Source organism: Streptomyces sp. NPDC057694 (genome assembly GCF_042799415.1).
In the GTDB taxonomy this organism is placed as follows: Bacteria; Actinomycetota; Actinomycetes; order Streptomycetales; family Streptomycetaceae; genus Streptomyces.
Genome location: NZ_JBHVIX010000002.1, coordinates 576,881 through 601,779 on the forward strand (window position 1 = coordinate 576,881; position 24,899 = coordinate 601,779).

Annotated in this window: 19 protein-coding genes; 8 read left to right on the forward strand and 11 right to left on the reverse strand. The window is 74.1% G+C overall.

Annotation, left to right across the window (positions count from 1 at the left end; genetic code table 11):
* Positions 1–26: 26 nt before the first annotated feature.
* Entirely contained in the window at positions 27–2,336 is a 2,310-nt protein-coding gene (locus ACFVDP_RS09640) for an MFS transporter (protein WP_383485954.1), read from the reverse strand.
* A 183-nt stretch (positions 2,337–2,519) separates the two neighbouring features.
* Here ACFVDP_RS09640 and ACFVDP_RS09645 point away from each other — a divergent pair, with 183 nt between their 5' ends.
* The 5 genes from ACFVDP_RS09645 to ACFVDP_RS09665 all read left to right on the forward strand — a co-directional run bounded on the left by ACFVDP_RS09645 (position 2,520) and on the right by ACFVDP_RS09665 (position 9,592).
* A complete protein-coding gene (locus ACFVDP_RS09645; RefSeq protein ID WP_383485957.1) occupies positions 2,520–4,172 on the forward strand; it encodes a helix-turn-helix domain-containing protein in 1,653 nt (550 codons plus the stop codon).
* A gap of 139 nt (positions 4,173–4,311) precedes the next feature.
* Complete coding sequence (locus tag ACFVDP_RS09650; protein ID WP_383486070.1) at positions 4,312–5,661, forward strand: diaminopimelate decarboxylase; 1,350 nt, start codon at positions 4,312–4,314, stop codon at positions 5,659–5,661.
* Between the two features lie 133 nt (positions 5,662–5,794).
* Positions 5,795–7,228: a Na+/H+ antiporter NhaC family protein gene (locus ACFVDP_RS09655; protein WP_383485960.1), complete on the forward strand. Its 1,434-nt coding sequence runs from the start codon at positions 5,795–5,797 to the stop codon at positions 7,226–7,228.
* Positions 7,229–7,283: 55 nt separating this feature from the next.
* Positions 7,284–8,867, forward strand: coding sequence for an amidohydrolase family protein (locus ACFVDP_RS09660; RefSeq protein WP_383485962.1), 1,584 nt, complete (start codon positions 7,284–7,286; stop codon positions 8,865–8,867).
* 110 nt (positions 8,868–8,977) lie between these two features.
* Positions 8,978–9,592: a hypothetical protein gene (locus ACFVDP_RS09665; protein WP_383485965.1), complete on the forward strand. Its 615-nt coding sequence runs from the start codon at positions 8,978–8,980 to the stop codon at positions 9,590–9,592.
* A gap of 202 nt (positions 9,593–9,794) precedes the next feature.
* Here the strand turns inward: ACFVDP_RS09665 and ACFVDP_RS09670 are convergent, their stop codons facing one another.
* From ACFVDP_RS09670 to ACFVDP_RS09700, 7 genes are all read right to left on the reverse strand, one after another.
* Positions 9,795–11,840: a SpoIIE family protein phosphatase gene (locus ACFVDP_RS09670; RefSeq protein WP_383485968.1), complete on the reverse strand. Its 2,046-nt coding sequence runs from the start codon at positions 11,838–11,840 to the stop codon at positions 9,795–9,797.
* An 84-nt stretch (positions 11,841–11,924) separates the two neighbouring features.
* Positions 11,925–13,151: a 4-hydroxybenzoate 3-monooxygenase gene (locus ACFVDP_RS09675; protein WP_383485971.1), complete on the reverse strand. Its 1,227-nt coding sequence runs from the start codon at positions 13,149–13,151 to the stop codon at positions 11,925–11,927.
* 32 nt (positions 13,152–13,183) lie between these two features.
* Complete coding sequence (locus ACFVDP_RS09680; protein WP_383485973.1) at positions 13,184–14,179, reverse strand: ornithine cyclodeaminase family protein; 996 nt, start codon at positions 14,177–14,179, stop codon at positions 13,184–13,186.
* 52 nt (positions 14,180–14,231) lie between these two features.
* On the reverse strand, positions 14,232–15,158 hold the full coding sequence (locus tag ACFVDP_RS09685; RefSeq protein WP_383485976.1) for an ABC transporter permease: 927 nt from the start codon (positions 15,156–15,158) through the stop codon (positions 14,232–14,234).
* Positions 15,155–16,258: an ABC transporter permease gene (locus tag ACFVDP_RS09690; protein WP_383485979.1), complete on the reverse strand. Its 1,104-nt coding sequence runs from the start codon at positions 16,256–16,258 to the stop codon at positions 15,155–15,157. Before ACFVDP_RS09690 ends, ACFVDP_RS09685 begins: the two co-directional genes overlap by 4 nt.
* Before the next feature lie 135 nt (positions 16,259–16,393).
* Positions 16,394–17,950, reverse strand: coding sequence for an ABC transporter ATP-binding protein (locus ACFVDP_RS09695; protein WP_383485982.1), 1,557 nt, complete (start codon positions 17,948–17,950; stop codon positions 16,394–16,396).
* Entirely contained in the window at positions 17,947–18,963 is a 1,017-nt protein-coding gene (locus tag ACFVDP_RS09700; protein ID WP_383485985.1) for a BMP family ABC transporter substrate-binding protein, read from the reverse strand. The genes ACFVDP_RS09695 and ACFVDP_RS09700 overlap by 4 nt, the downstream gene beginning before the upstream one ends.
* A 168-nt stretch (positions 18,964–19,131) precedes the next feature.
* On the opposite strand from ACFVDP_RS09700, the gene ACFVDP_RS09705 reads away from it, so the two are divergent.
* Positions 19,132–19,848, forward strand: coding sequence for a GntR family transcriptional regulator (locus ACFVDP_RS09705; protein WP_383485987.1), 717 nt, complete (start codon positions 19,132–19,134; stop codon positions 19,846–19,848).
* On the opposite strand, the gene glsA is transcribed toward ACFVDP_RS09705, so the two are convergent.
* The gene (gene glsA / locus ACFVDP_RS09710) at positions 19,849–21,651 is read right to left on the reverse strand and encodes a glutaminase A (protein ID WP_383485990.1); all 1,803 of its coding nucleotides are present in this window, start codon (positions 21,649–21,651) and stop codon (positions 19,849–19,851) included.
* Between the two features lie 52 nt (positions 21,652–21,703).
* Between glsA and ACFVDP_RS09715 the strand changes: the two genes are divergently transcribed.
* Both ACFVDP_RS09715 and wrbA read left to right on the forward strand, forming a co-directional pair.
* Complete coding sequence (locus tag ACFVDP_RS09715) at positions 21,704–22,300, forward strand: DinB family protein (protein ID WP_383485993.1); 597 nt, start codon at positions 21,704–21,706, stop codon at positions 22,298–22,300.
* Between the two features lie 162 nt (positions 22,301–22,462).
* Complete coding sequence (gene wrbA, locus ACFVDP_RS09720) at positions 22,463–23,065, forward strand: NAD(P)H:quinone oxidoreductase (RefSeq protein WP_383485996.1); 603 nt, start codon at positions 22,463–22,465, stop codon at positions 23,063–23,065.
* Positions 23,066–23,087: 22 nt separating this feature from the next.
* On the opposite strand, the gene ACFVDP_RS09725 is transcribed toward wrbA, so the two are convergent.
* Positions 23,088–23,498, reverse strand: a complete 411-nt coding sequence (locus ACFVDP_RS09725; RefSeq protein ID WP_383485999.1) for a (4Fe-4S)-binding protein — start codon at positions 23,496–23,498, stop codon at positions 23,088–23,090.
* Between the two features lie 138 nt (positions 23,499–23,636).
* Positions 23,637–24,785, reverse strand: coding sequence for an FGGY-family carbohydrate kinase (locus ACFVDP_RS09730; protein WP_383486002.1), 1,149 nt, complete (start codon positions 24,783–24,785; stop codon positions 23,637–23,639).
* Between the last annotated feature and the right edge of the window lie 114 nt (positions 24,786–24,899).

A 24,899-nucleotide genomic window follows, 5' to 3' on the forward strand; every position in this document is an offset into this window, starting at 1 on the left:
CTGGTGCCACTGACAATGACGGGTCGTCAGGCCAGGGACAGGTCCGCCTGTCGCGAGCGCGGCGCGAGAGCCGGCTCGCGGGTGAGGGCGACGACGGCGATGTCGTCGGTGAGGTGATGGGTCCAGTCGTGGACGTCCTTGTCGAGGTGGGTCACCAGCGTGCCGGGTTCGGTGCACCCTGCCGCCTCCAGACGTTCGGCGAGGGGGTAGAAGTCGCCGGAGGAGTTGCGGGCCTCGCTGAGCCCGTCGGTGTGCAGCAGGAGCGTCTCGTCGGGGGCGAGACCGACCGTGGCGGGCTCCGCGCGGTCCTCGCCGAGGGCGCCGAAGCCGAGCGGCAGCAGGGCCGGCACGGCGATCTCCCGCACGCTCCTGCGGGAGACGGCCAGGGGGGCGAGGTGGCCGCAGTTGACCACCTCCACCGCGTCGCCCGTGACGCCGTGCTGGATCAGGACGGCGGTGGCGAACAGTTCGTCGTCGCCGCGGGCGCCCGCGGCGCGCACCAGTTGCCGGTCGAGGCGGGCGGCGAGTTCCCCGAGGTCCGCGACCTCGTGCGCCTGGCATCGGAAGGCACCGAGGACGTCGGTCACGGTCTGGACGGCCTGCATGCCCTTGCCGCGGACGTCGCCGACGAGGATGCGGGTGCCGAAGGGCGTGTCGACGGCTTCGAGGAAGTCGCCGCCGATCCCGGTGCCGACGGTGGCGGGCCGGTACAGGCCGGCCAGGCGCAGGCCGCCGAGCCGCGACGGGATCGGGTGCAGCACGGCGTGCTGGAGCGCGCCCGCGGCCTGCTGGGTGCGGGCGAGCCGTTCTGTCTGCTGGCGCCGCAGGAACGTCAGTGCGCCCGCGAGGACACCGATGGCGAGGACGGTCACGACGGTGCCGGGCCGCTGCGCCACCTGCTCTCCGGCGAAGCCGCGGATGACCAGGTACTCCAGGCCCGCCGTGGCCGCGACGGCAAGGGCGACGGCGGGCCGTCCGACGACGAGTGCCGCGGCGGCCACGACGGCGACGGCGACCCACAGCAGTTCGCCCATGTCGGCGGTGGTCGGCCCGGTGCGCAGGACGGAGGTGGCGGGCATGGCCTGCGCGGCGGCCGTGCCCAGGACGATCGCGGTCGGGTGGAGGGCGGAGAAGGCGCCGAGGCGGGAGTGCGGCAGCGCGGCGAGGAAGCCCGCCATCTGCGGGGTCTGGGCGGTCATGATGCCGAAGCCGACCAGGGCGGACAGCGCGCAGCACAGGGCCGTCGCCGGGCCCGCGCCCGCCGGCACGGTGTGCAGCAGGGCCAGGCCCACCGCGGCGAGGGGCAGCCCGAGCGAGCAGCCCGTCAACGGGGTGAAGGCGGTGTGCCGGGCCAGCAGGCAGGCGGCGGCGCCGCCGAGGCCGAACGCGGAGACGGCGAGGACGGCCTGGGTGGGCGTGCCGCCGCCCGCGATCACCAGCGCGGGGAGGGCGAGGGCGATGACGATCTGGGTGAAGCCGACGACGACTCCGGCGACGAGTGCCGTGCCGGGCTGGCGCAGCGGGGCGCCGGTCAGGCGCCGGCGGCTGCGGGAGCACAGCAGGCCCGCGGCGACCGCGCCGGGCGCGGCGGCGAGCATCGCCAGCACCCAGGGGTCCGGCCAGCCGCGCACGGGCGCGAGGTAGAGGCCCGTGATGAGGAGCACTGCCGCGGCGAGGCAGCCGGAGAAGAGCACGTCGAGGCGGGTCGAGGCGCCCGAGACGACCGTTTCGGGCACGATCCGCAGCACCGCGACGGTGCCCACGACGGCGAGCACGGCGAAGGCGAGGGACACGGTCCGCCAGCCCATCGCCGAGACGACCACCGAGGCCACGTTGTTGATGCCCAGGAACACCAGCGACATGATCGCGAGCCAGGTCCCCATGATCCGGCGCAGCCGTCCGGGCAGTGACAGGGACGGGACGAAGGCCAGACAGGTCACGAAGATCGCGGAGGCGGCCATGGTCACCAGGACGCGTCCGGCTATGTACGCGGAGGGCTGTGCCACGAAGGCGACGAACAGGCAGCCGGTGCCGAACGCGGCCAGCGACCAGACCAGCACCCGGCGGCGGCCGAACCGGTCGCCGGCCCGGCCCGTGACGAAGAGCGCGACGACGCCGCCGACGGCGCCGAGCACCTCGCCCGCGGCCAACGCCTCCCGGCTGACGCCGAGTTCCCGGACCAGCTGGGGGCCCGCTGCGGCCCTGAGCACGGGTCCGATCACGTACAGCGCCGCCAGTGCGGCGAGCACGGCGAACACCCGCTTCGGCACGCCGTCCCGCGGCGGAGCGCCGGGTCCGCGCGGGCCCGCTCCTCGGACGACCATGTCGCTGGCCACGTATGCGCCTCTTCCTCTCCTCGCGACCTCCCCTGTCGCTCGTCCCCTGACCGTGCGCCCCTGATGTCGCACTCATCATGAGATGCCCGCCTCTGCGACATATATTCATGTTGCTAAGTTTTAAGGTCTAAAGTCACCGCCCTCGCGGGCGAAGGGCCCGGGGCGTCTTCGTATCCTGCCCTCGTGACCACCCCGCCCCAGGACGCCACGTTGCGCCAGGTCCTCGCCCACGACGAGGACGGCGTGCTGCGTCTCGTCCTCGCCCCGTCCGGGCCCGACGCCCCGGTCCGCGGCGTGCTGATCGGCGACGAGGACGCCGCCCGGCCGCACGACGGGCACATCGTCCTCGCCGCGGGGCTCGCGCCGGACCCGGTCGCGGCGGCGGAGCGGGTGCGCGAGCTGGCCGGGCGGGGCGCCACCGCCCTCGTCCTCAGGGACACCGGCGACGGACAGCCCCCGGCGGAGATCGTCGCGGCCGCGCGGGAGACCGGCCTCGCCCTGCTGGTGCGGGCGGGGTGGGCCGACTGGGCGGACGCCGTCGAGCTGGTCCGCTCCGCCTGCGCGTTCGCGGCCCTCGGCACCGGCGACCGGCTCGCGGGGGACATCGCGGGCGGCGGGCTCGCCGTACTGGCCGCCGAGGTCGCCCGGTACTGCGGCGCCTCCATCACCGTGGAGGACACTCAGTTCCGGGTCCTGGCGCACTCCGCGACCGGCCCCGACGCCGATCCGGTCCGCCAGTCGACGATCCTGGGCGGCAAGGTCCCCGACTGGCGGGTGGCCGAGCTGCGGCGGGCCGGTCTGCTGCGCGCACTGTGGAGCTCCCGCGACGTCATCCACCGGGCGGCGCACGGCGGCGACCCGGAGCGGCTCATCGTCGCGATCCGCAACGGCGGCGAGATGCTCGGCTCGATCTGGGCGGCGGCCGACGGCGGCGGCTTCACGCCCGAGGCTCCGGAGGCGCTGCGCCGCGCCGCCGAGGTGGCCGTGCCGTATCTGCTCCAGCACCGGCTGCGCGTCGGCTCCGAGCGGCGCCGTGAGCAGCACGCCGTCCGCGGGCTGCTGTCCGGCGAGGGCGACCGCCGCTCCCACATGTGGTCGCTCGGGCTCACCGCGCAGACGCCCTGCGCGGTGGTCGTCGCCGAGCAGGAGGAGTCCGCGGCGCCCTTCCCCGAGCGCGTCTTCCAGACGCTCGCGCTCCAGGCCAGGGCTCATCGGCCGGGCACGCGGTATCTGCGCGAGAGCCATCGGCTCACCGTGCTGCTGCCGGTCCCCGACGGGCAGGAAAGGGACGCGGTCGCGCTCGCCCGGGACCTGGCCTCCCTGGCCGCGGCGATGCCGGACGCCCCGGCCGTGCGGGTCGGCGCGGGCCCGGTCGTGGCCTCACCGCTGACGGCCACCGCATCGGCCGAGGAGGCGCGGCTGGTCGTGCGCGTCCTGCGGGAGCGCGAGGTGCGCGCCGCGCGGACCGACGGCGAGCCGCCGCTGCGGCATGCCGGTCCCTCGGACGTGCGGCAGAGCGTGGCGGTGCTCCGTGTCCTCGACGCGGTCCGGCCGTTGTGGGAGCGGCACGGCGGTCCGGTGCACGACATGGTCGCCGCCGACCTCGCCACCGGCGGCGACCTGGTCCGCTCGCTGACCGAATACCTGGACGCGGCGGGCGACATACCGCGGGCCGCGCGACTTCTGACGCTGCACCCCAACACGTTGCGGTACCGGCTCAAGCGGGTGCGGGAACGCTTCGGCCTCGACCTCGACGATCCGGACACCCGGCTGATCGTCACCCTCGCGACACGGCTCGCCACCTCGGACGACACCCCGGACAGTACGGATATTTGAGCGGGTTCGTGCGGGTGTTAGGAGTGGCCCACAAAAGACGGCCGCTGTTTTGGACCGGGGTACGAAGACGTGTCCGCGCGGCGGCGGCCAGGCTCGGGGCACCTCCCCCGTTCCCGTGACGAAGGCCGCTGCCGTGACTCTGGATTCCGCCACTCCCCTGGACCCGCGTACGGCCAACGAGCGCGTCGCCGCGGTGCTGCGGCACGCCGTCGACCGGAAGCTGGTCGGCACCGAGCAGCCCGTGGCCGGCTTCCTCGACACCGACGGCATCCGGGCGTCCGTCGCCGCGCTGCACGCCGCGTTCGGCGAAGTCCCCGACGTGCTGCACACCTTCGCGGTCAAGGCGTCCTCGCTGGTCCCCGTCCTGCGGCTGCTGGCCGCCCTGGGGATGGGGTGCGAGGTGGCGAGCCCCGGCGAGCTGCGCCTCGCCCTGGACGCGGGGTGCGCTCCCGACCGGATCGTCCTCGACTCCCCCGCCAAGACCCGCGAGGAGATCGCCGGGGCGCTCGCCCTGGGCGTGGCGCTGAACGCCGACAATCTCGACGAGCTGGAGCGGATCGACGCGCTGCGCCCGCCCGGCAGTTCCTCCGTGATCGGACTGCGCGTCAACCCGCAGGTCGGCTCCGGCTCGATCGGCGCGATGAGCACCGCGACGGCCACCTCCAAGTTCGGTGTCGCGCTGCGCGACGCGGGCGCGCGCGGGCGCGTGGTCCGGGCGTTCACCGAACGCCCCTGGCTGACCCGGCTGCACGCCCATGTCGGCTCGCAGGGCTGTCCGTTGGAGCTGATCGCCGAAGGCATCGCGGAGACGTACCGGCTCGCCGAGGAGATCAACGCGGCGGTCGGCCGGCAGCAGATCACCAGCCTCGACATCGGCGGCGGCCTGCCCGTGAACTTCGTGGACGACACGGTGCGTCCCACCTACGAGGACTACACGCGCGCCCTGCGCGCCGCGGCGCCGGGCCTGTTCGACGGCCGGTACGGCCTGGTCACGGAGTTCGGGCGGTCGCTGCTCGCCAAGAACGGCTTCATCGCGGCGCGCGTGGAGTACGCGAAGGAGGCCGGGGGCCGCCGGATCGCGGTGACGCACGCGGGCGCGCAGACGGCGACCCGCACCGTGCTGATGCCGGGCGCCTGGCCGCTGCGGGTCGGCGCCTTCGACGCGCAGGGCCGCCCGAAGGACGGCGCGCCCGTGCCCCAGGACGTGGCGGGCCCCTGCTGCTTCGCGGGTGACATCGTCGCGGAGGATCGCGCGCTGCCGCCGCTGGCGGAGGGCGACTTCGTCGTGCTGCGCGACACCGGCGCCTACTACTTCTCGACGCCCTGGGCCTACAACAGCCTCCCCAGGCCCGGCGTGCACGGCTACGCCACGGACACCGCCGGAGCAGTCCGGTTCGCCCCCGTCCGCGACGCCCAGACCCTCGACGAGATCGCGGCCGAGAGCGGCGCCGGGCACGCCGACCGACTGACCTCCCTGTCGCGCCCCTGAAGCGAGCGCAGCTCGCGTTCAGGGGCGCGGGGCAGTGTCCGTCAGCGGCTTCGCCGCGGGGCGCGCTCAGCCACGACGAAACCCGCACCCGGCAACCGACCTTCACCCCCCGACCCCGTGCCGAGGACCCGCCATGCCCAGAACGGCCGCGCCACAAGCCGCCGCCCCCACCCGCCAACGCCCGCCGCGCCGCACGCTCGCCCTGGGCGCCGCCGCCCTCGCGCTCGCCGTGAGCCTGACCGCCGGTCTCACCACCGGTGCCCCCACCGTCTGGGGACTCCTCCCCATCGCGCTGTACGCGGTGCTGGCCCTGACGGGCCTTGACCTCGTCCTCGTCACCGCCGTCGCCCTGCTCAGCGCCGTCCTGGTGGCACTGCCCTCGCCCGGGCAAGCCGGTGACGTCCTCGGCACCTCCGTGACCGACCCCGTGACGATCATCGGCCTGATCATCGTGCTGGGTTCGGCGGCCGGCGAGATACTGCTGCGCACGGGCGTCGCCGACCGACTCGTACGCGCCATCATGCGGGTCGCCGACGGCCGCGGCACGACCGTCCTCATGTACGGGATGATGGCGGCCTGCATGGTCCTGGTCGCCGGACTCGGCACCCTCGCCGGGGCGCTCGCGATCGCCGCGCCGCTGCTCGTCCCGGTGGCCGCGCGGGCCGGTTTCACCCGCTCGGCGACGGCGGCGACGATGTTCCTCGGCGGCTGCGCGGGCCTCGCCCTCGCGCCCTTCGCAGGCTCCAACATCGCCATCATGAACACCGCCGACACCGGCTACCTCACCTACGTCGCCGTCGGCGCGGGACCGCTCGCGATCCTGTCGCTGCTGCTCGCCGCCGTGGTGGTGCCCTGGGTGCAGCGCCGCAGCGCCGCGCAGGGCGACCGCTACCGGCCGGAGGAGGTCACCGAGGAGCGGCAGGCCGAGCCCACGCCGCGCGAGGCGGCCCGCACCCGCCGCGCCACTTGGACCTTCGTCGCGGCGCTCGCCGCCACCGTCTGCTACGCCACGGCGACGAAGGCGGACACCACGTTCCCGCTGATCGCCCTGCCGCTGCTCATCGTGGTGACCGCGGCCGCCGCCGGGCTCTCCCCGAAGCGCGCCGCCGCCGCGGTCCTGACCGGCGCCCGCCGCATGCTGCCGATGCTGCTGCTGTTCTGGATGCTGGCCGCCCTGTTCGGCTTCATCGATCTGCTGCACCCCTACGACGTGGTCCTCGACAAGTTCGGTCCCGGGCTGCGCGACATGTCGCCGGTGCCGTTCGCGCTCGCCGTGGCGGCGCTCGGCTGGGTGGGCGTGCCGGGCGCGACGGCGGCCCAGGTCATCCTCATCGGCGAGGTGTTCGGCCCGCTCGGCGACCAGTTGGGGATCACCCCGGCCGCCTGGGTCGTCATCCTGCTGTGGGCCTCGAAGGCGGACACCTACGGGCCGCTGCCCAACGCCAACATGGTCGGCGCCATGGGTATGGCCCGCGCCGACCGGCTGCCCTATCTGCTCGGCACCGGCTGGGCGCTGCTCGTCCCGGCATGCGCGCTGTACGCCGTTCTGCTCGTCTTCATTCTGTGACACCGCGGTCCACCACCAGCCCCGCCGTCCCGCGCTCTTCAGGAAGTGATCCGACATGACCGACCCCACCGCCCCGTACGACGTACTGATCACCGGCGCCACCGTGATCGACGGCACCGGCGCCGCCCCGCGCCGCGCCGACATCGGCGTACGCGACGGCCGCATCGCGCATGTCGGCGCGGCGGACCCGGCGGCGACGGCCGGCACCGTCCTCGACGCGACCGGGCTGACCGTCACCCCGGGCTTCATCGACCTGCACTCGCACGCGGACTTCTCCGTCCTGGCGATGCCGGACGCGGAGGCGTGTCTGCGGCAGGGCGTGACGACGGTGGTCACCGGCAACTGCGGTCTGTCGCCGTTCCCGACGGCGGCGGGCGAGGAGCCGGCCGACGGCGGGCCCGGGACGCTGGCCGGTGCGCAGTGGACGGACCTGGACGCGTTCGCCGCGGCCGTGGACGCCGCACGGCCCGCCCTGAACGTCGCCCCGCTCGTCGGCCACGGCGCCCTGCGCACCGCGGTGACGGGCGCCGCCCGCACCCCCGCAGGACCCGCCGAACTCGACGCCATGCGCGCCCTGTTGGCGCGCGCCGCCGAGCAGGGCGTCTTCGGCATGTCGACCGGCCTCATCTACGCGCCCGGCTCGTTCGCGACCACGGACGAGATCGTCGCGCTGGCCACCGAGGCGGCGCGGCACGGGCTGCTCTACGCGACCCACATGCGGGACGAGGGCGACCGGCTCGTCGAGGCCGTCGAGGAGGCGATCGGCGTCGCCGAGGCGTCCCGGGTACGGCTTCAGATCTCGCATTTGAAGGCGATGGGCCCGGCCAACCACGGCAAGGTCGACACCGCGCTGGCGCTGATCGACTCGGCCGCCGACCGGGGTCTGGACGTGGCCTGCGACGTCTACCCGTACACGGCGTCCTCGACCCGGCTCACCTCGCGGCTGCCCGACTGGGCGATGGACGGCGGCCCGAGCGCCCTCGTCGAGCGCCTGGGCGATCCGGAGACCCGGGAGCGGATCCTCACCGACCTGCGGCCCGCCGTCGGCCGGACCTTCCTGCCCGAGGGCGTGGTCCTGGCCATGCTGGGCCCGGGCCGCTACAGCGACCGGATCGGCGACAGCATCGCGGACATCGCCCGGGACGAGGGCACCGAGCCCGCCGCCGCGGTCCTCGACGTCCTCGCCGCGCACCAGGGCGAGGTGATGATCGTCAACCACGCCATGGCGGAGCAGGACGTGGAGACGGTGCTGCGACACGGCGACGCGGCCGTCGCCAGTGACGGCTGGGTGCTGCACGCGCCGGGCGACGGCCATCCCCACCCGCGCAACTTCGGCACCTTCGCCCGGGTCCTGGCCCGCTACGTCCGTGAGCGCAAGGTCCTCGAACTGGCCGACGCCGTACGGAAGATGACCTCGCTCCCGGCGTCCCGGCTGCCGCTGCCGGACCGGGGCACGCTGGCGCCCGGACAGATCGCCGACCTCGTCGTGCTGGACCCGGCGCAGGTCACCGACACGGCGACGTTCGCCGACCCCTGGCAGTACGCGACCGGTGTCCGTGACGTCCTCGTGGCCGGTGAGTTCGTGCTGCGCTCCGGCGCCACGACGGACGCCCGTCCGGGACGCACGCTGCGCCGGTGACATCGGGGACGAACCTGTGACAAACCTGTGTGCAACGCACCTGGCTGATCGCGGGTCGTAGTGGGTGAGTCGTGCGGTCCGCACGACTCGACCGACCGATCGACACGGGGATGACACACATGAACGCAACGAAGAACCGGGCCCTGTTCGCGACGAGCGCGGCGGCGGCCGTCGCGGCGGTCGCCGCCCTGGCCGCACCGGCGTCGGCGGCGGGCACGCCCCGCTTCCTGTCGCCGTCCGAGCTGCCGCCGAACTCCGCGTCCGCCTGGACCGCGGGGCCGGTCACGTCCGGGCAGCCCGACCCGCTGCCGCTGTGCGTGGGCGACGCCCTGCCGTCGACGTCGGTGCACCGCGTCTACCGCACCGACCTGGACACGGGCGCGCTCCAGGTGACGGTCGTGGAGCGGGACGCCGCGGCCGCCAAGGAGTTCGTGGCGCTGCTGCGCCGGCACCTCGACAGCTGCGCGAAGGACGTGACGGCGCAGGACCCCGAGGTCACCGCCCGGCAGAAGTACTACGGGAAGCTGTCCGTGGAGGAGGGCGCGTACGTGTACGGCGTGCACACCGAGGCCTCGTGGGGCGCCTCCGACATCAATCTCTTCTCGGTGGGCCGGGACGGCTCGGTCGTGACGGTCGTCCAGTGGGGGCAGATGGGCGACTTCGCGCAGGCGCCGGTGGCCGCCTTCAAGAAGACGACGGTGACGGCGGTGAACAAGCTGCGCTGACGCCGCTAGGGCCTGTCCGGCGGATCAGGTCGCGTCCGGGTGGCCCGCACGGTTCTGTGCTGGTGAGCGGGGTCTGGTGCGTGCAGCTGCAAGGCGGAGGAGGGCGACAACGCGGAGCGTTGGCAACCGACGACAACGCCGCAGATGGGCGTGCCAGACCCCGCGCCTGTGACAAGATCCGCCGGACAGGCCCTAGGCGCGCTCAGGAGTCGGGCACGGTGAAGTCGCACCACACCGCTTTGCCCTCGCCGCGCGGCTCGACTCCCCAGCGCGACGCCATCGCCTCGACCATGACCATGCCGCGTCCGGAGGTCGCCGTCTCCCCCGGGGTGCGCCGGTGGGGGCGGGCGCTGGAGCGGTCCTTGACCCACAGGCGGACCGCGCGCGGCGGTCCGGTGAGCACTTCGAGGGTGAGGACGGCGCCGCCCTCGGTGTGCATGAGGGCGTTGACCAGCAGTTCGCCGGCTGCCGTCTCCACGTCGTCGGCCATGACACCGAGGCCCCAGGCGGTGAGGTGTTCGCGCAGCGCGGCCCGCGCGTCGGCCAGGCCTTCGGGGTCGGCCTGGTGGACGTAGCGGTGCATGCGGGGCGCCTGGGGGGTGCCCGAGTCGGGCACCCGGCGCAGGACGAGCAGCGCCACGTCGTCCCCGCTGCCCCACTTCTCCCACAGCGACTTGGAGAGGTGGTCGGCGATCCGTTCCGCCGTGGACGGCCCGGTGCTCAGCGCGTCGGCGAGGGTGCGCAGACCGGCGTCGATGTCGACACCCGGCTCCTCCACGAGACCGTCGGTGCACAGCACGAGGGTCTCGCCCGGCACGAGGTCGAGGCGCGTCTCGTGGAAGTCGTCCTGCTCGAATTCGGTGGCGAGGCCCAGGGGCAGTCCGCCGCGCAGCCGGGGAATGCCGACCCGGCCGTCGGCGTGCCGCACGAGCGGGGGCAGATGTCCGGCCCGCACGGCGCGGACGATGCCGGTGGCCGGGTCGAACTGGGCGTACGTGCACGTCGCGAACCGTTCCGTGTCCAGTTCGGCCAGGAACCGGGAGGCCCGCGAGAGCACCGTGGCGGGTGGGTGCCCCTCGCCCGCGAACGCCCGCAGCGCGATCCGGAGCTGGCCCATGATCGCGGCCGCGTGGGTGTCGTGTCCCTCGACGTCGCCCACGACGATGCCGAACCGGCCGCGCGGCAGCACGATGACGTCGTAGAAGTCGCCGCCGACCTGACGGCCGCCCCACGCGGCGTGGTAGCGGACCGCGAGTTCGGTGTCGGGGACCTGGGGGATGCTCTTGGGCAGCATCGTGGACTGGAGGCTGCGGGCGAGGTCGCGCTCCTCGTCGAAGAGGATGGCCCGCTGGAGGGACTGGGCGACGATGCCGGACAGGCCGATGCACAGGTTGCGGTCGGCGTCGGAGAAGTCCCGGCTGCCGCGGTAGAACAGGGCGAGCCCGCCGATGGCGCGGTCCTGGGCGACCAGCGGCAGGAACGCCACGGACCCCAGTTTGAGCCGGTCGATGTAGGGGGCCAGACGGGTGAACCGGTGGCCGAGGTCGGACAGGTCACCGACGAACCGGGGCCGGCGGCTCATGACCACTTCGGCGAGCGGCAAGGAGTCGTCGATCCGGTGCAGTTTGAGTTCGTCGAGGGCCTGCATCGACTGGCCGACGAGGGCGATCAGTTTCAGGTCCGTGCCCTCGACCAGGCCGAGGACGAGCCCGTCGGCGGCGAACCGGTCGAGGCCGCCGGCGCCCGAGAGGACGGCCACGACGTCGTCGACGGTCACGGCCCGGGACAGCGCCTCGGTGGTGCCCTGGACCATGAGGGCCACCCGGCGGCGGTTCGCGTCGGCCCCGTCGAGACCGGCCAGCTCGGCCGGTTCGTGGGGTGCCGCGCGCAGCACGCCGACGATCCGCACGGCCCGCCCCCGCGGGTCGCGCAGGACGCGTCCCGAGACGTGGGTGAGGCGTGTGGTGCCGTCGCGCATGCTGACCTGGAAGTACACGCCGTAGGTGTCGCGGCCGGCCGAGACCGTCTCGTTGACGATCGCGGTGACGCGCACGATCTCCTCCGGCGGTACCCGCTGTCGCAGGGACGCCACAGTCCCCAGGAATTCGTCCGGGGACAGGTCGAGTACGGCACGGCAGTTGTCGTCCAGGTGGAGGGAACCGCCCTCCAGATCCCAGTCGAAGCTGCCCATGCCGGTCAGTCGCAGTCGCTCTTCGAGGCCGATGTCCGGCTCGTTTGCAGGGCCCATATGACTCTCCGGTGTACCGCTTCGTCACCATATCGGCACGGTGCCGTGCGCGCGCGGCGGCCAGGAGCGCCTTCTGCGACGCGGTCAGTACCGCTCCGCCGTGCCCAGGTACTGCTCGGCGAACGCGGCGGCGGCCCGCGGCGAGGTGAACAGGCGGCGCAGCCTGGCCAGGCTCGTGCCCGTACGGAACGGGTCCCCCGCTGCGGCGCCGTGGTACACCTCCGACAGCCATTGGGAGAATTCCTGGTAGTCCCAGACCCGGCGCAGACAGGTGGACGAGTAGCCCGTGAGTGCCGTGCCGTCCGGGTCGGTGCCGGTGAGGCGGGCGGTGAGCGCGTCGCCGAGGAGGAAGGCGTCGTGCAGGGCCAGGTTCATGCCTTTGGCGGCGATGGGGGCGACGAGGTGGGCGGCGTCCCCGGCGAGGTGGAGCCGGCCGACGGTCATCGGTTCGACGACGTAGTCGTGCATGTCGAGGACGCGCTTCTCGATGAGCCGCCCCTCGGTCAGGGGTGCGGCTCCGGCGGCGGCGAGGCGCCGGTGCAGCTGGGACCAGACGCGGTCGTGGGGCCAGGCGTCCGGATCGTCGCCGGGCGGGCACTGGAGGTAGTAGCGGGTGATCTCGGGGCTGCGGGGCATCTGCCCGGCGAAGCCGTCCGGGTGCACCCCGAACAGCACGCAGTCCGCGGAGGGTGGCGCCTCGGCGAGCAGGGCGAGCCAGCCGATGCCGTAGTCGTGGCGGGCGACTCGAACCCGGCCCCCGGGCAGCGCGGCCCGGCTCGCGCCGCGCGCCCCGTCGCAGCCCGCGACGAAGGAGCAGTGCAGCAGGCGGCGCCGTCCGGTGTCGGGGCAGGTGTAGGAGACGGCGGGCCGGTCGGACTCCATGTCGTGCAGCGTGACGTCGCGGACGCCGAAGCGGATGTCACCGCCGCGTGCATCGGCGTACTCGCGCACCAGGTCCGTCACGAGCAGCGGCTGCGGATAGACGTAGTGATGACTGCCCGTCAGTTCGTGGTAGTCGACCCGGTGTTGTTCTCCTTCGAAGCGGAAGGCGCAGGCGGTGTGGCGCTCGGCGCGCGCCAGCAGCGGGGCGGCCAGGCCGCGGCGGTCCAGGGCGCGCACCGCCCACTCCTCGATGACGCCCGCGCGCGGCCGGTGCTCGATGAACGCGCGGGTCTCGCACTCCAGGACCACGCAGTCGACCCCGGCCGCGCGCAGGATGTTCCCGACGGTGAGTCCGGCCGGGCCCGCGCCGACGACGACCACGGAAACACGTTCCTCGAAGGGGGAGTTGACGTCCGGGGTGAGGGTCACGCGGCCATTATGGGGTCGTGTGCGGGCAGCCGTCAGGCGCCGAGATCGATACGTGTGCCGAGGCCCCGCTGCTCGGCGAGGTCGGTCAGCAGCCGGGTCACGGCGAGATCCTGGAGGCCGACGCCGACGGAGTCGAAGAGGGTCAGGTCGGTGTCGGCTGTGCGGCCGGGTGCGGTGCCCGCGAGGACGTCGCCGAGTTCGGTGCGGAAGTCGTCCTCGCTCAGGGCGCCCTCGGCGAGCGGGATGAGGACCTCACCGGACTTGGCGCGGGCCGTGTCGTACGCGTCGACGACGATCCGGGAGCGCAGCATCGCCTCCGTGTCGAGTTCGCGGTGGTCGGGACGGGGCGGGGCACCGACCGCGTTGATGTGCTGACCTGGCGTCAGCCAGGCGCCCTCGACGAGCGGTTCGCGGGACGGGGTGAGGGTGCACAGCACGTCGCAGGTCTCGGTGACGGCCCGTGGTCCGTCCAGGGCCTTCGCGGGGACGCCGAGTTCGGCGGTGATCCAGGCGGCCAGGTCGTGGGCGGCTGCCGGGGTGCGGCCCCAGAGCACGACCTGCTCGTAGGGGCGGCCGGGCAGCAGGGCCCTGGCGTGCGCGCGGGCCAGGGGTCCGGTGCCGATCAGGCCGAGGGTGGTGGCGTCGGCGCGGGCCAGGGCGCGGGTGGCGACGGCGGTGGCGGCGGCGGTGCGGACGCGGGTGAGTTCGGCGCCGTCGAGCAGGGCGCGGCAGGCTCCGGTGTCGGCGTCGGTGGCGAGGACCGCGGAACGCTGGACGGGCAGGCCGTGGTCCCGGTTGCCGGGGAGGTCGGCGAGGAGTTTGACGACGGCGAGGCCGTCGGTCGCGGAGGCGGCGGCCATGGCGAGGAACGTGCCCTGGCTGCCCGGGAGTCTCAGGGCGGGCGGGGCGGGCAGCACGGCTGCGCCGAGGGTGAGGTCGCGGTGGGCGCGGGCCACGGCCGCCTCCACCTCCTCGACCTGGTCGGCGAGCAGCTCGCGGATGGTGGACCGGGTGAGGATCAGGGTCATGGTGCGGGTGCTCCTGACGAAGGACGTACGGGCGGGTGCGGGTGCGGGACGGTCAACTGCCCCGCAGGAACGGCACGGTGAGTCCCTTGGGCGCGCGGCTGCGGCCCACCAGGCCGCTCACGGCGAGCAGCGCGAACACGTACGGGAGCGTGACGAGCAGCGGCGCGGAGAGGTGCAGGCCGAGGGCGGGGGCCGCGAACTGGAGGGACTGGGCGAGGCCGAAGACGAGGCAGGCGAGCAGGGTCGGCCAGGCGCGCCAGCGCCCCGCGATGACGGCGACGACCGCGAGGTAGCCGATGCCTCCGGTGATGTTGTCGCTGAAGGCGTGCACTTCGGAGAGGGCGAGGTGGGCGCCGGCGAGGGCGGAGGTGGCGCCGGTGAGCAGGATGACGACGTAGCGGATCGGCCGGACGGGCAGTCCGCACCGGTCGGCGGTGAGCGCGTCCTCGCCGACGGCGTCGACGGCGAGGCCCCAGGTCGTGCGGCGGCTCAGCGTGAGGGCGAGGAGCGCCGTGATCGCGAACGCGGCGTAGCCGAGGAGCGTCTGCTCGAAGAGGGCCGGCCCGATGACGGGGATCGCGTGCAGCCCGGGCACGGGCAGCGGGTCGAAGCCGGGCAGGGCACTGTTGCGGCTGCCGTCGCCGAAGAGGAGCCGGGAGCCGTAGGTGGTGGCGCCGAGGGCGAGGGCGTTCGCGGTGATGCCGGTGACGATCTGGTCGGCGCGCAGGGTGACGCTGAGGAGCGCTTGCAGGGCGGCGAAGAGAAAGCCCGCGGCGAGTGCGGTGAGCACGCCGACGCCCGCGCTGCCGGAGGCGTGCGCTCCGGCGGCGCCCGCGAAGGCGCCGGTGAGCATCATGCCCTCGACGGAGAGGTTGAGGACGCCCGCGCGTTCGCTGAGCAGTTCGCCGGAGGAGGCGAGGAGCAGCGGCAGCGCCATGCGGACGCCGCCGGAGGCGAGTTCGTCGACGACGGCACTCATGAGCCGCTCCTCGTCCTGCGGTGGGTGATCAGCATGGCGGCGGCGATGAACAGCACGAGCAGGCTCTGCACGATCTGTACGGTCTGGGCCGGTACCTGGGCGGCGAGCTGGAGGTTGATGCCGCCGCTGGTGAGGAAGCCGAACAGCAGGCTCGCGGCGGCGACGGCGGTCAGGGAGCCCCGGGCGAGCAGCCCGACGACCAGGCCGGAGAAGCCGTAGCCGGAGGAGAAGTTCTCGGCGAGCACATAGGGGGCGGTGGCGATCAGCGCGGCGCCCGCGAGTCCCGCGAGGCCGCCGGCGAAGGCGAGCGAGCCGCCCTCCAGACGGGCTACGGGCAGCCCGAGCCGGGCGGAGGCGGCGGGCGAGTGCCCGACCGCGCGCAGCCGCACGCCGGTCGCGGTGTGCCGCAGGGCGACTCCGACACCGAGGGCGAGGACGGCGGCGATGATCACGACAGCCGTGGCGGGCGACTCGACGCCGCCGATCAGCGGCAGTTGGGCGCCGGTGGGCAGCGGCGCGGACTGCGGCAGTGTCTCCGACGAGGTCACCGGCTGGCGCAGCAGGGCCGCTTCGTGGACGGACACGGAGACGAGCCCGAGGCCGATGAAGTTCAGCAGCAAAGTGGTGATCACTTCGCTGACGCCGCGCCGCACCTTCAGCCAGGCGGCGATGCCCGCCCAGGCGGCGCCGCCGAGGAATCCGGCGAGCAGGATCAGCGGCACGCCGATCGCGCCGGGGACGGCGGCGGGCAGGGCGAGTCCGGTGGCGGCAGCGGCGGTGCCGCCCGCGCAGAGCTGGCCCTCGCCGCCGACGTTCACGAGTCCGGCGCGGTGGGCGACGGTGAAGCCGGTGGCGATGAGGGCCAGGACGGCGGCGGAGTTCAGGGAGCTGCCGATGGCGTACGGGGAGCCGAACATGCCCTCGTCGAGGGCGGCCCAGGCGGTGGCGGGGTCGGCGCCGGCCGCGACGACGAGCAGGATGCCGACGCCGAGGGCGAGCAGGGCTGCCAGGACGGCGACGGAGACGGGGTGCCGGGCGAGGTCGGCGGGGCGCGGGGCGGTTCGGCGGCCCGGTGGGGGCGCGGTGGTGGTGGCGGTCACGGGATTCCTCGGGCGGTCGGGATGCGGTGCGGGACGGTCTGCGGGCGAGGGATGTTCGGCGGGTACGCGCATCAGGGCGGGGGCTGTCCGGCGGGTACGCCCATCAGGGCGACGGGTGCTCTGCTGGTACGCGCATCAGGGCACGGTCTGCGCCGGTGCCGCGCCCACCATCAACTCCCCTATCCGGTCGCGGGCGTTGGTGTCGCGCGGGTCGACGGGGCCGAGCAGGCGGCCCCGGTAGGCGACGAGGACGCGGTCGCTCAGGGCGAGGAGTTCGTCCAGTTCGGCGGAGACGAGGAGCACTCCCGCGCCGCGGGCGGCCGCTTCCCTGATCCGGGTGTGCACGGCGTCGACGGCGCCGATGTCGAGGCCGCGGGTCGGCTGGGCGGCGGCGAGGGCGACCAGCGGGTCCAGGGCCAGTTCGCGGGCCAGGACGACTTTCTGCTGGTTGCCGCCGGACAGGGTGGACATCGGCGCGTCGGGTCCCGCGGCCCGGATGCCGTGTGCGGTGATCGCCTCGTCGGTGGCCCGGGCCAGCGCGGCCCGGTCGAGGGCGAGGCCCCACTTGCGGAACCGGCCGAGCTGCCCGAGGTGCAGGTTCTCCGCGATGGACAACTCCGGTACGCAGCCCTCGTGGTGGCGGTCCTCGGGGACCACGCCGAGCCCGGCCCGGGTGCGGGCGGCGGGTCCGGCGCCGGTGACGTCCCGGCCGTCGAGGGCGATGCGGCCGCCGCCCGGTGCGAGGGAGCCGCCGAGCAGAGCCATGAGTTCGCTCTGTCCGTTGCCCTCGACCCCGGCGATGCCGACGATCTCGCCCCGGCCGATGTCGAGGTCGACGCCGTCGAGTGCGTGGGTGCCGTCGGGGCGGCGCACGGTGACGCCGCTCAGGGCCAGCGCGGAGCCCTTCGCCCGGGGTGTCGCGCGTGCGGCGCTGGTCACCGGTTCGGCGAGGCCGACCGCTCCGGCGAGGGCCGGGTCCAGGGAGTCGGCGGCGCGGCCGATCATCATCGGGACCAGTTGGCGGGTGCCGAGTTCGGTGAGCGGGCCGCCGCCCGCGACGCGTCCGCCGCGCAGGACGGTGGCCTCGTCACCGGCGCGCAGCGCCTCGCCGAGCTTGTGCGTGACGAGGACGACGGCGCCGCCCGCGTCGGCGATGCTCCGGCAGGTGGCGAGCAGCGCGTCGGTCTCCGCCGGGCCGAGGACGCCGGTCGGCTCGTCGAGGACGAGGAGTCGGGGCGAGCGCAGCAGCGCCTTGACGATCTCGACCTGCTGGCGGGCGGCCACCGGCAGTTCCTCGACGCGGGCGTCACGCCCGACCTCCAGGCCGTACGTGTCCCGGACGCGCGCGAGTTCGCGGTCGAGGCCGGTCAGGCGCAGCAGCCGCAGGTTCTGCTCGACGGTCAGCGTGGGCACGAGGCTGAAGTGCTGATGGACCAGGGCGACTCCGGCGGCGAGCGCGTCGGCGGGGCGGCGCGGCGCGTAGGGCCGCCCGTAGAGGTCGAGGGTGCCGGTGTCCGGGACGAGTGAGCCGCCGACGGCGTGGCACAGGGTGGACTTCCCGGCGCCGTTCTCGCCGAGCACGCAGTGCACGGTGCCGGGCCGTACGGCGAGGTCGATGCCGTCCAACGCCCGTACGCCGCCGTAGGACTTGGCGAGCGAGGTGATACGGAGTGCGGGTGCCGGGTGCGTCATCGGGTGGTGATCTCCCCGGACGTGAGCTTCGCCTTGATGGTGTCGAGCTTCTTCTTCGCGGCGCTCACGGAGTCGCCGGTGCCGCACAGCACGAGGTCGTTGTGCGGGGTGGCGAAGGTGAGGCCGAAGTGCACCGACTCGGCCTTCCAGTCCCCCTTCACCAGGTGGTCGGTGGCGTACTCGATCTCGGCGCCGATGTCCGTCTCGACGTATCCGGCGTAGGTGGTGTCACTGGCGCAGTCGTGGGCGAGCGGGCCGCCGACGAGCTGTCCGCCGCGGCCCTTCGCGGCCTGGGCGATGCCCTTGTGGCCGAGGTTGAGGACCTGGCCGAGGACGTCGGCGCCCGCGCCGTAGTCGGCGAGCGCGGACTGCTTGGACTTGGCGGCGTCGTTGAAGTCGCCGACGTACTGCGGCGCGAGCACCTTGACCTTCGGGTCGGCCGTCTTGGCGCCGCGCTCGAACTCGTCGGCCGCGTTGACGATGGCGGGCAGTTCGGCGCCGCCGACGAAGCCGACGGTGTTCTTCTTCGACAGGAGGGCGGCCGCCGCGCCGGAGAGGTACGCGGCCTGGGCCTGCTGCGGGTCGTAGAGGGCGAGGTTGGCGGTGGGCTCGGCGTCGGCCGGGCCGCCGATCTCCGCGAACCTCACCTTCGGGAAGCGGGCGGCGACCTTGCGCACGGCGGCGTCGGTCTGCCCGCCCAGCGAGATCACCAGGTCCGAGGTGGTGGCGAAGCGGACGAGCGCCTGCTCGTAGTCGGCGGCCTGCACCTGCTCGACCTTGCTGAACGCCACCTTGCCGGTGTGCTGCTTCGCGGCGCGCTGGTAGCCGCGGTAGGCGGACTCCATGAATCCGTCGTCGGAGAGCGAGCCGGGGAACAGGACACCGACCTTGAGGTCGCCGTCGGAGGCCTTCGGCGCATCCTGCGCGGAGGACGCGCCGCCGCATCCGGTGAGCAGGGCGAGACAGGCTCCGGCCGCCAGCGCGCCCGGACGACGAAGAGGGGTGTGTGCCACTGAGGTGCCTCCAAAGGGCGGGGCCCGCGGGCCCGTTAGTGGTATACCGTTACGCGCCCTCAGTCTGGGAGCCGCATGTTGCCCGCGTGTTAGCGGCTGGTTAGCACTGCGCGCACTCCCCCGCGGTCCGCTTACTGTGAGATCCGGATCCGATCGGAGGACACCCTGGTGACAGCGGCACAGGCGGCGGGCGCGGAGCCCGGTTCGCTGCGCGACCGTGCGTACGACACGCTGCGGCGGCGCATCGTGGAGGCCCAACTCCAGCCCGGTGAGCGGCTGGTGGAGCGCGATCTCGCCGCAGAGCTGGAGGTGTCCCGGATCCCGCTGCGCGAGGCGCTGCGCCGCCTGGAGGCGGAGGGACTGGTGGTCCTGGTGCCGCGTCGCGGGGCCCTGGTCTCGCCGTTCACGCCCTCCGACGTCCGGGATCTGTTCGACGTACGCGAATCGCTGGAGTCCCTGGCGGCGCGGCTCGCGGCGGAGCGGGCGGACGCCGAGGGTCTGGCGCGGCTCGCGAGCCGGCTCGACGCGGCGCGCGACGCGACCCGGCGCAAGGATCGGGCCGCGATCGCGGCGGCGAACGCGGGCTTCCACACCGACATCGTGGACCTCGCCGACAACCCGCTCCTGACGAGCATGATGCGGCCGCTGGAGGCGCGCACGCTCTGGCTGTTCCGGCTGACGGCGCAGCGGGACGCGGCCCGCCAGTGCGCGGAGCACGAGGAGCTCCACGAGGCGATCGCGGCCGGCGCCGCGGACCGTGCGGCCGCGCTCGCCCTCGGCCATGTCGCGGACGGGCGCGCCGAGTCGCTGGCGCTGGCCGCCGCCTGGTCGCATCCGGAGATCGATCCGCAGGCGGTCGCGGCCCGCAGGCGCCGGCGCGGGTAGCTATCCGGCGTCGGGCCGGTCCACCGTGTCGGCGCCCTCCAGCGGGGCCCGCTCCAGGTAGGCCACCGCTTCGGGGGCGAGGGCGCGCAGGTGCAGCAGCCCTGAGGCGGTGAGGGTGCGGCAGACGGTGTCGCGCTCGGCCAGGACCCGGCGGGCGATACGGGCCGGGAAGTCGGCGGGGGTGAGGGCCGCGCCGGGGCCCGCGGACCAGGTGCGCAGGGCGGGTACGGCCTTGGCGGAGTCGGCGCAGACGGCGAGGCGGCCGGATTCGACGTACCAGAGGACGATGCGTTCGCGCAGCTGCCGTCCCGGGGGTTCGACGCTCTCCCCGTGGCCGAGGCGCAGGGTGTCGAAGGCGTCGGCGAGGGCGGCCCGCAGGTCCGGGTCGACGCGGCCGAACAGGTCGCAGTCGGCGAGCGGCACCGGCGCGGCGGGGTCGAGGCCGAGGTCGGTGAGGAAGGCGTCCTCGCAGGTCTCCAGGGCGCGGCCGAGGTCGGGGAACTCGTCGGCGGTGTGGACCATGGCCTGGCGCTGGTCGGGGTCGGCGAGCACCATGCGCACGTCGCGGCCGCGCAGGTTCTCGCCGAGGGCGCGCAGCAGATCGGCGGCGACGGGTTCGATGCGCCCCACGCGGGTGAGGTCGAGGGCGAACCAGCCGACGGCGGCGGGGAGTTCGCGGGCGGCACGCAGGGTCTGTTCGGCGGTGGCGAAGTCGAGGTCGCCCTGCATGACGTGGACGCGGATGCGGTCCGGGTGGGCGTCGAGGGCTGCGCGCTGGTCGCGGGGGCGGTGGCGCAGGGAGCGCAGCGGGGCGGGGTGCAGGGAGCGGGGCGGCATCGGTCGCCGCTCGGGGACGCTGGCCCGCATCAGGTGCAGCCCGAACTGGTCGGACAGGAGGTGGCAGGCGGCGATGCCGCGCACACTGTTGCCCTTCTCCTCCAGGGGCGGGCTGAACACGCCGATGCCGAACTGGCCGGGCAGGGCGACCCCGATGGCGCCGGAGACGCCGCTCTTGGCGGGCATGCCGACCTGGAGCATCCACTGGCCCGACGCGTCGTACATGCCGCAGGTCGCCATGACGGCGAGGACGTGCTGGGCGTGGCGCGGGGCGACGACGCGTTCCCCGGAGACGGGGTTGATGCCGCCCGCGGCGAGGGTGGCGTGCATGACGGCGAGATCGTCGCAGGTGACGAGGACGGAGCACTGCCGGAAGTACACGTCGAGCTGGTCCTCGACGTCACCGGTGAGGGAACCGGCGTTGTGCATGAGGTAGGCGAGGGCACGGTTGCGGTCGCCGGTGGCGCGCTCGGAGGCGTAGACGGCCTCGTCGACGGCGAGCGGCCGGGCGGCGAAGGCGCTCAGCCCGTCGAGAATGCGGTCGAAGCGCGCCTCGGGGGTGTCCCCGGCGACGAGCGAGGTGGTGACGATGGCCCCGGCGTTGACCATCGCGTTGGGCGGGCGGCCGGTGCCGGGTTCGAGGCGGATGGAGTTGAACGCCTCGCCGCTCGGCTCGGCGCCCACCCGGCTGAGCACCTCCTCCAGGCCGCGGTCGGCGAGGGCGAGCGCGAACACGAACGGTTTCGACACGGACTGCACGGTGAACGGCACGTCCGTGTCGCCGCTGCCGTAGACCTGCCCGTCGAGGGCGCACAGGCTGAGCCCGAACAGGTCGGGGTCGACCCGGCTCAGCTCGGGGATGTACGAGGCGGGCGCGCCGCCGCCCAGATCGCGCAGGCTGCCGCGCACCTGATCGAGGAGGCCGCTCAGCGGGTCGCCCGGGGGTCCTTCCTGGTCGTGTCGCACCCCTCCATCGAAACCCATTGGACGCCCGCCCGCGCCCCGGCAGACTGCCTCCATGACCGAGAACGATCACAAGGACGACCTCCTGCGCTACCTCCAGGACGCCCGCGAGGCGCTGGTGTGGAAGCTGGACGGGCTGAGCGAGTACGACGTGCGCCGCCCTCTCACCGGGACGGGGACGAACCTCCTGGGTGTGGTGAAGCACCTCACCGGCGTGGAACTGGGCTATCTCTGCGACACGTTCGGCCGCCCCCACGACGAGCCGCTGCCCGACTTCAAGGACGGTACGGATCCCAACGCGGACATGTTCGCCGCCGCCGACGAGTCGCGGGAACTGATCGTGGAGCGCTACCGCCGGGCCTGGGCCCTCGCCGACGCCACGGTCCGCGAACTCCCCCTCGACACGGCCGGCACGGTGCCGTGGTGGCCGGCGGAGCGCGCCGCGATCACCCTGCACCACGCGCTGGTCAGGACACTGTCGGACACCCAGCGGCACGCCGGCCACGCGGACGTCCTGCGGGAGGGGCTGGACGGGGCGGTGGGATACCGGCAGGACAACGACTCGCTGCCCTCGCACGATCCGGCCTGGTGGGAGGAGTTCCGCGGCCGGCTCGAGCGGATCGCCCGGCAGGCCGGACCCGACGCGCCGTAGACCGGGACCGACGCGCCGCGGACCGGGCACGGGACCGGGACCTGAGCCGGGGACGGAAGGGGACGAAGGGCCTCACCCGTATGGGCCAAAGCCCCGTTCGCCACCCGCCCCACCGGGCCAGGATGTCCGTAACACCCGTATTTCCCGTGTGAGGAGAACCCGATGCAAGCACGCGTCGCCGTCGTCTACTACAGCGCCACCGGAAACGTGCACGCCCTCGCGGAGGCCGTCGCCGAAGGCGCTCGGAGCCGGAACGCGGAGGTGCGGCTGCGGCGGGTGCCCGAGCTGGCGCCGGACTCGGCGATCGACGCCAATCCGGCCTGGCGCGCGCATGTCGACGCGACCAAGGAGTCGGTGGCGGAGGCCACGCTGGAGGACCTGGAGTGGGCGACGGCGTACGCCTTCGGCACGCCCACCCGGTTCGGCACGCCGACCGCGCAGCTGAAGCAGTTCATCGACACGACCGGTGGGCTGTGGAACGCGGGCGTCTTCCACAACAAGCCCGCCACCAGCTTCACTTCGGCGATGAACCGGCACGGCGGCCAGGAGTCGACGATCCTCGCCCTGAACAACGTCTTCTACCACTGGGGCTGCGTCATCGTGCCGCCCGGCTACACCGACCCGCTGATCTTCAACGCGGGCGGCAACCCCTATGGCGTGAGCTGGCCGAGCGGTGGCGGCGAGGGCCCGGACGAGGCGGTGCTCGAGGCCGCCCGCTACCAGGGCCGCCACCTCGCGGACATCTCGCTGCGCCTGGAGTCCTGAGCGGCGGCGCCTGCCGCCGCTCTCAGCCGCCCTGTCCGCAGGGACCTGAGTGATCGCAGTACGGCTGGTGGGCGCTGGCGCCGCAGCCGCAGAGCAGGGCGCGGGTCTCCCTCCGGGGGCCCGCGCCCGTCCGTGTCTCCAGGTCCCCGCGCACGGCGAGCTGGCCGGACGCGGTCCTGGTGATGCTCGTCGGCGTCGACGGTTCCTCGCCCGTGCCGTCGGCGAAGCGGTAGGTGAGGGCCCCCGACGGGCAGCGGCGGACGACCTCGGCGACGTGCGGGGCGTCCGCCGCGTCCGGTGTGATCCAGGGGCGGCGGGCGGTGTCGAAGACCTCGGGCAGACCGCCCACGCACTCGGCGGCGTGCAGACAGCGGCCCGGTTCGAACGTGACCTCGATGTCGTCGCCGGAGTACGTCTTCTGCTCGGCGGCCATCAGGCGCTCACCCCGCGCGGGGCGATGGATCGGGACACGGCGCACTCCAGTGGTGGACGGGGGGAACGACGGTGGGCCGCCATTGTCGGCGTGTGCGCCGTCCGTCGCCATCCCGATGCGGCGGCGCGTCCCCGTACGTCACTCCCCTGGTGGGGTCGCCGGTCCGTCGCTCCCGAGTGCGGCGAGGGCGTGCACCACCGGCGCCGACGCCGGGTAGAGATCGCGGTAGAGGCCGTACAGCTCGTCGTAGCGGTCCGCCGTCGCCGGGTCGGGGACGATCGTGCGGGCGACCGGGTTCCAGTCGTCGACGCGGGCTTCGGTCACCAGTCCGGCGGCCAGCAGGGCGCTTCCGTAGCTCGCGCCCACCGTGGTCGTCCGTACTTCCTGCGCCCTGCCGGTGACGTCGGAGACGATCCGGGTCCACAGGTCGCCCCGGGTGCCGCCGCCGACGGCGACGACGCGGCGGATGTCACCGCCGGCCGCCTCGATGGCCTCGATGTTGTGGCGGACGCCGAACGCCGTGCCCTCCAGGGCCGCGCGGTACAGGTCGCCGCGGGTGTGGGAGAGCGTCAGGCCCGCGATGACGCCGCGGGCCCGCGGGTCCATGACGGGGCTGCGCTCCCCCGCGAAGTAGGGGAGCATCAGCAGGCCGTTCGCGCCGGGTCCCGACTCCGCCGCGAGGCGCAGCAGCCGGGGGTGGTCGGCCGCGTCGAACAGCTCGCGCAGCCAGTCCGTGACGGCACCCGACGTGGCCATGCCGCCGGCCAGGTTGTGGGTGCCGGGGAGCGCGCCGACGGTGGTCCACAGCGACGGGTCGCGCAGCGGGCGCGGCACGGTGTGCACCAGGAACATCGTCGTCCCGTACATGAGCATCAGGTCGCCGACGTGGTGCGCGCCGACGCTGAGCGCCTCCGCCCAGGCGTCGATCGTGCCGGTGCTGACGGGGATGCCCGCGGGCAGGCCCGTCAGCCGGGCGGCCTCGGCGGTCACGGTCCCGGCCCGCTCGCCGGACCAGGCCAGGGGCGGCAGTTCGACACCGGGGGCGAGGCTGTCGGACCAGGGCCGGTACCAGCTGCGGGACTCGATGTCGTACAGCGGGGTGCACTGGCTGGCGGAGTGGCGGTCGAGGACGTAGGCGCCGGTGAGCCGGCGGACGAGCCAGGAGGCGGGCATGTAGAGGCGGCGGGCGCGGGCGGCGGTGTGCAGCACGGTGCCGTCGAGGGCGACGAGGACGCCCTTGCTGCTGGAGGTACCGATGTCGACACCGATGACCGCTTCTCGAGGCATGCGGGAACCGTAGTACGCGGTACCGGTTCGTTGTCGGGTGCGGTTCTCGTCGTGGCTGGTCGCGCAGTTCCCCGCGCCCCTGAAGCGAGCTGCGCTCGCCCGGGGGCGCTGGGA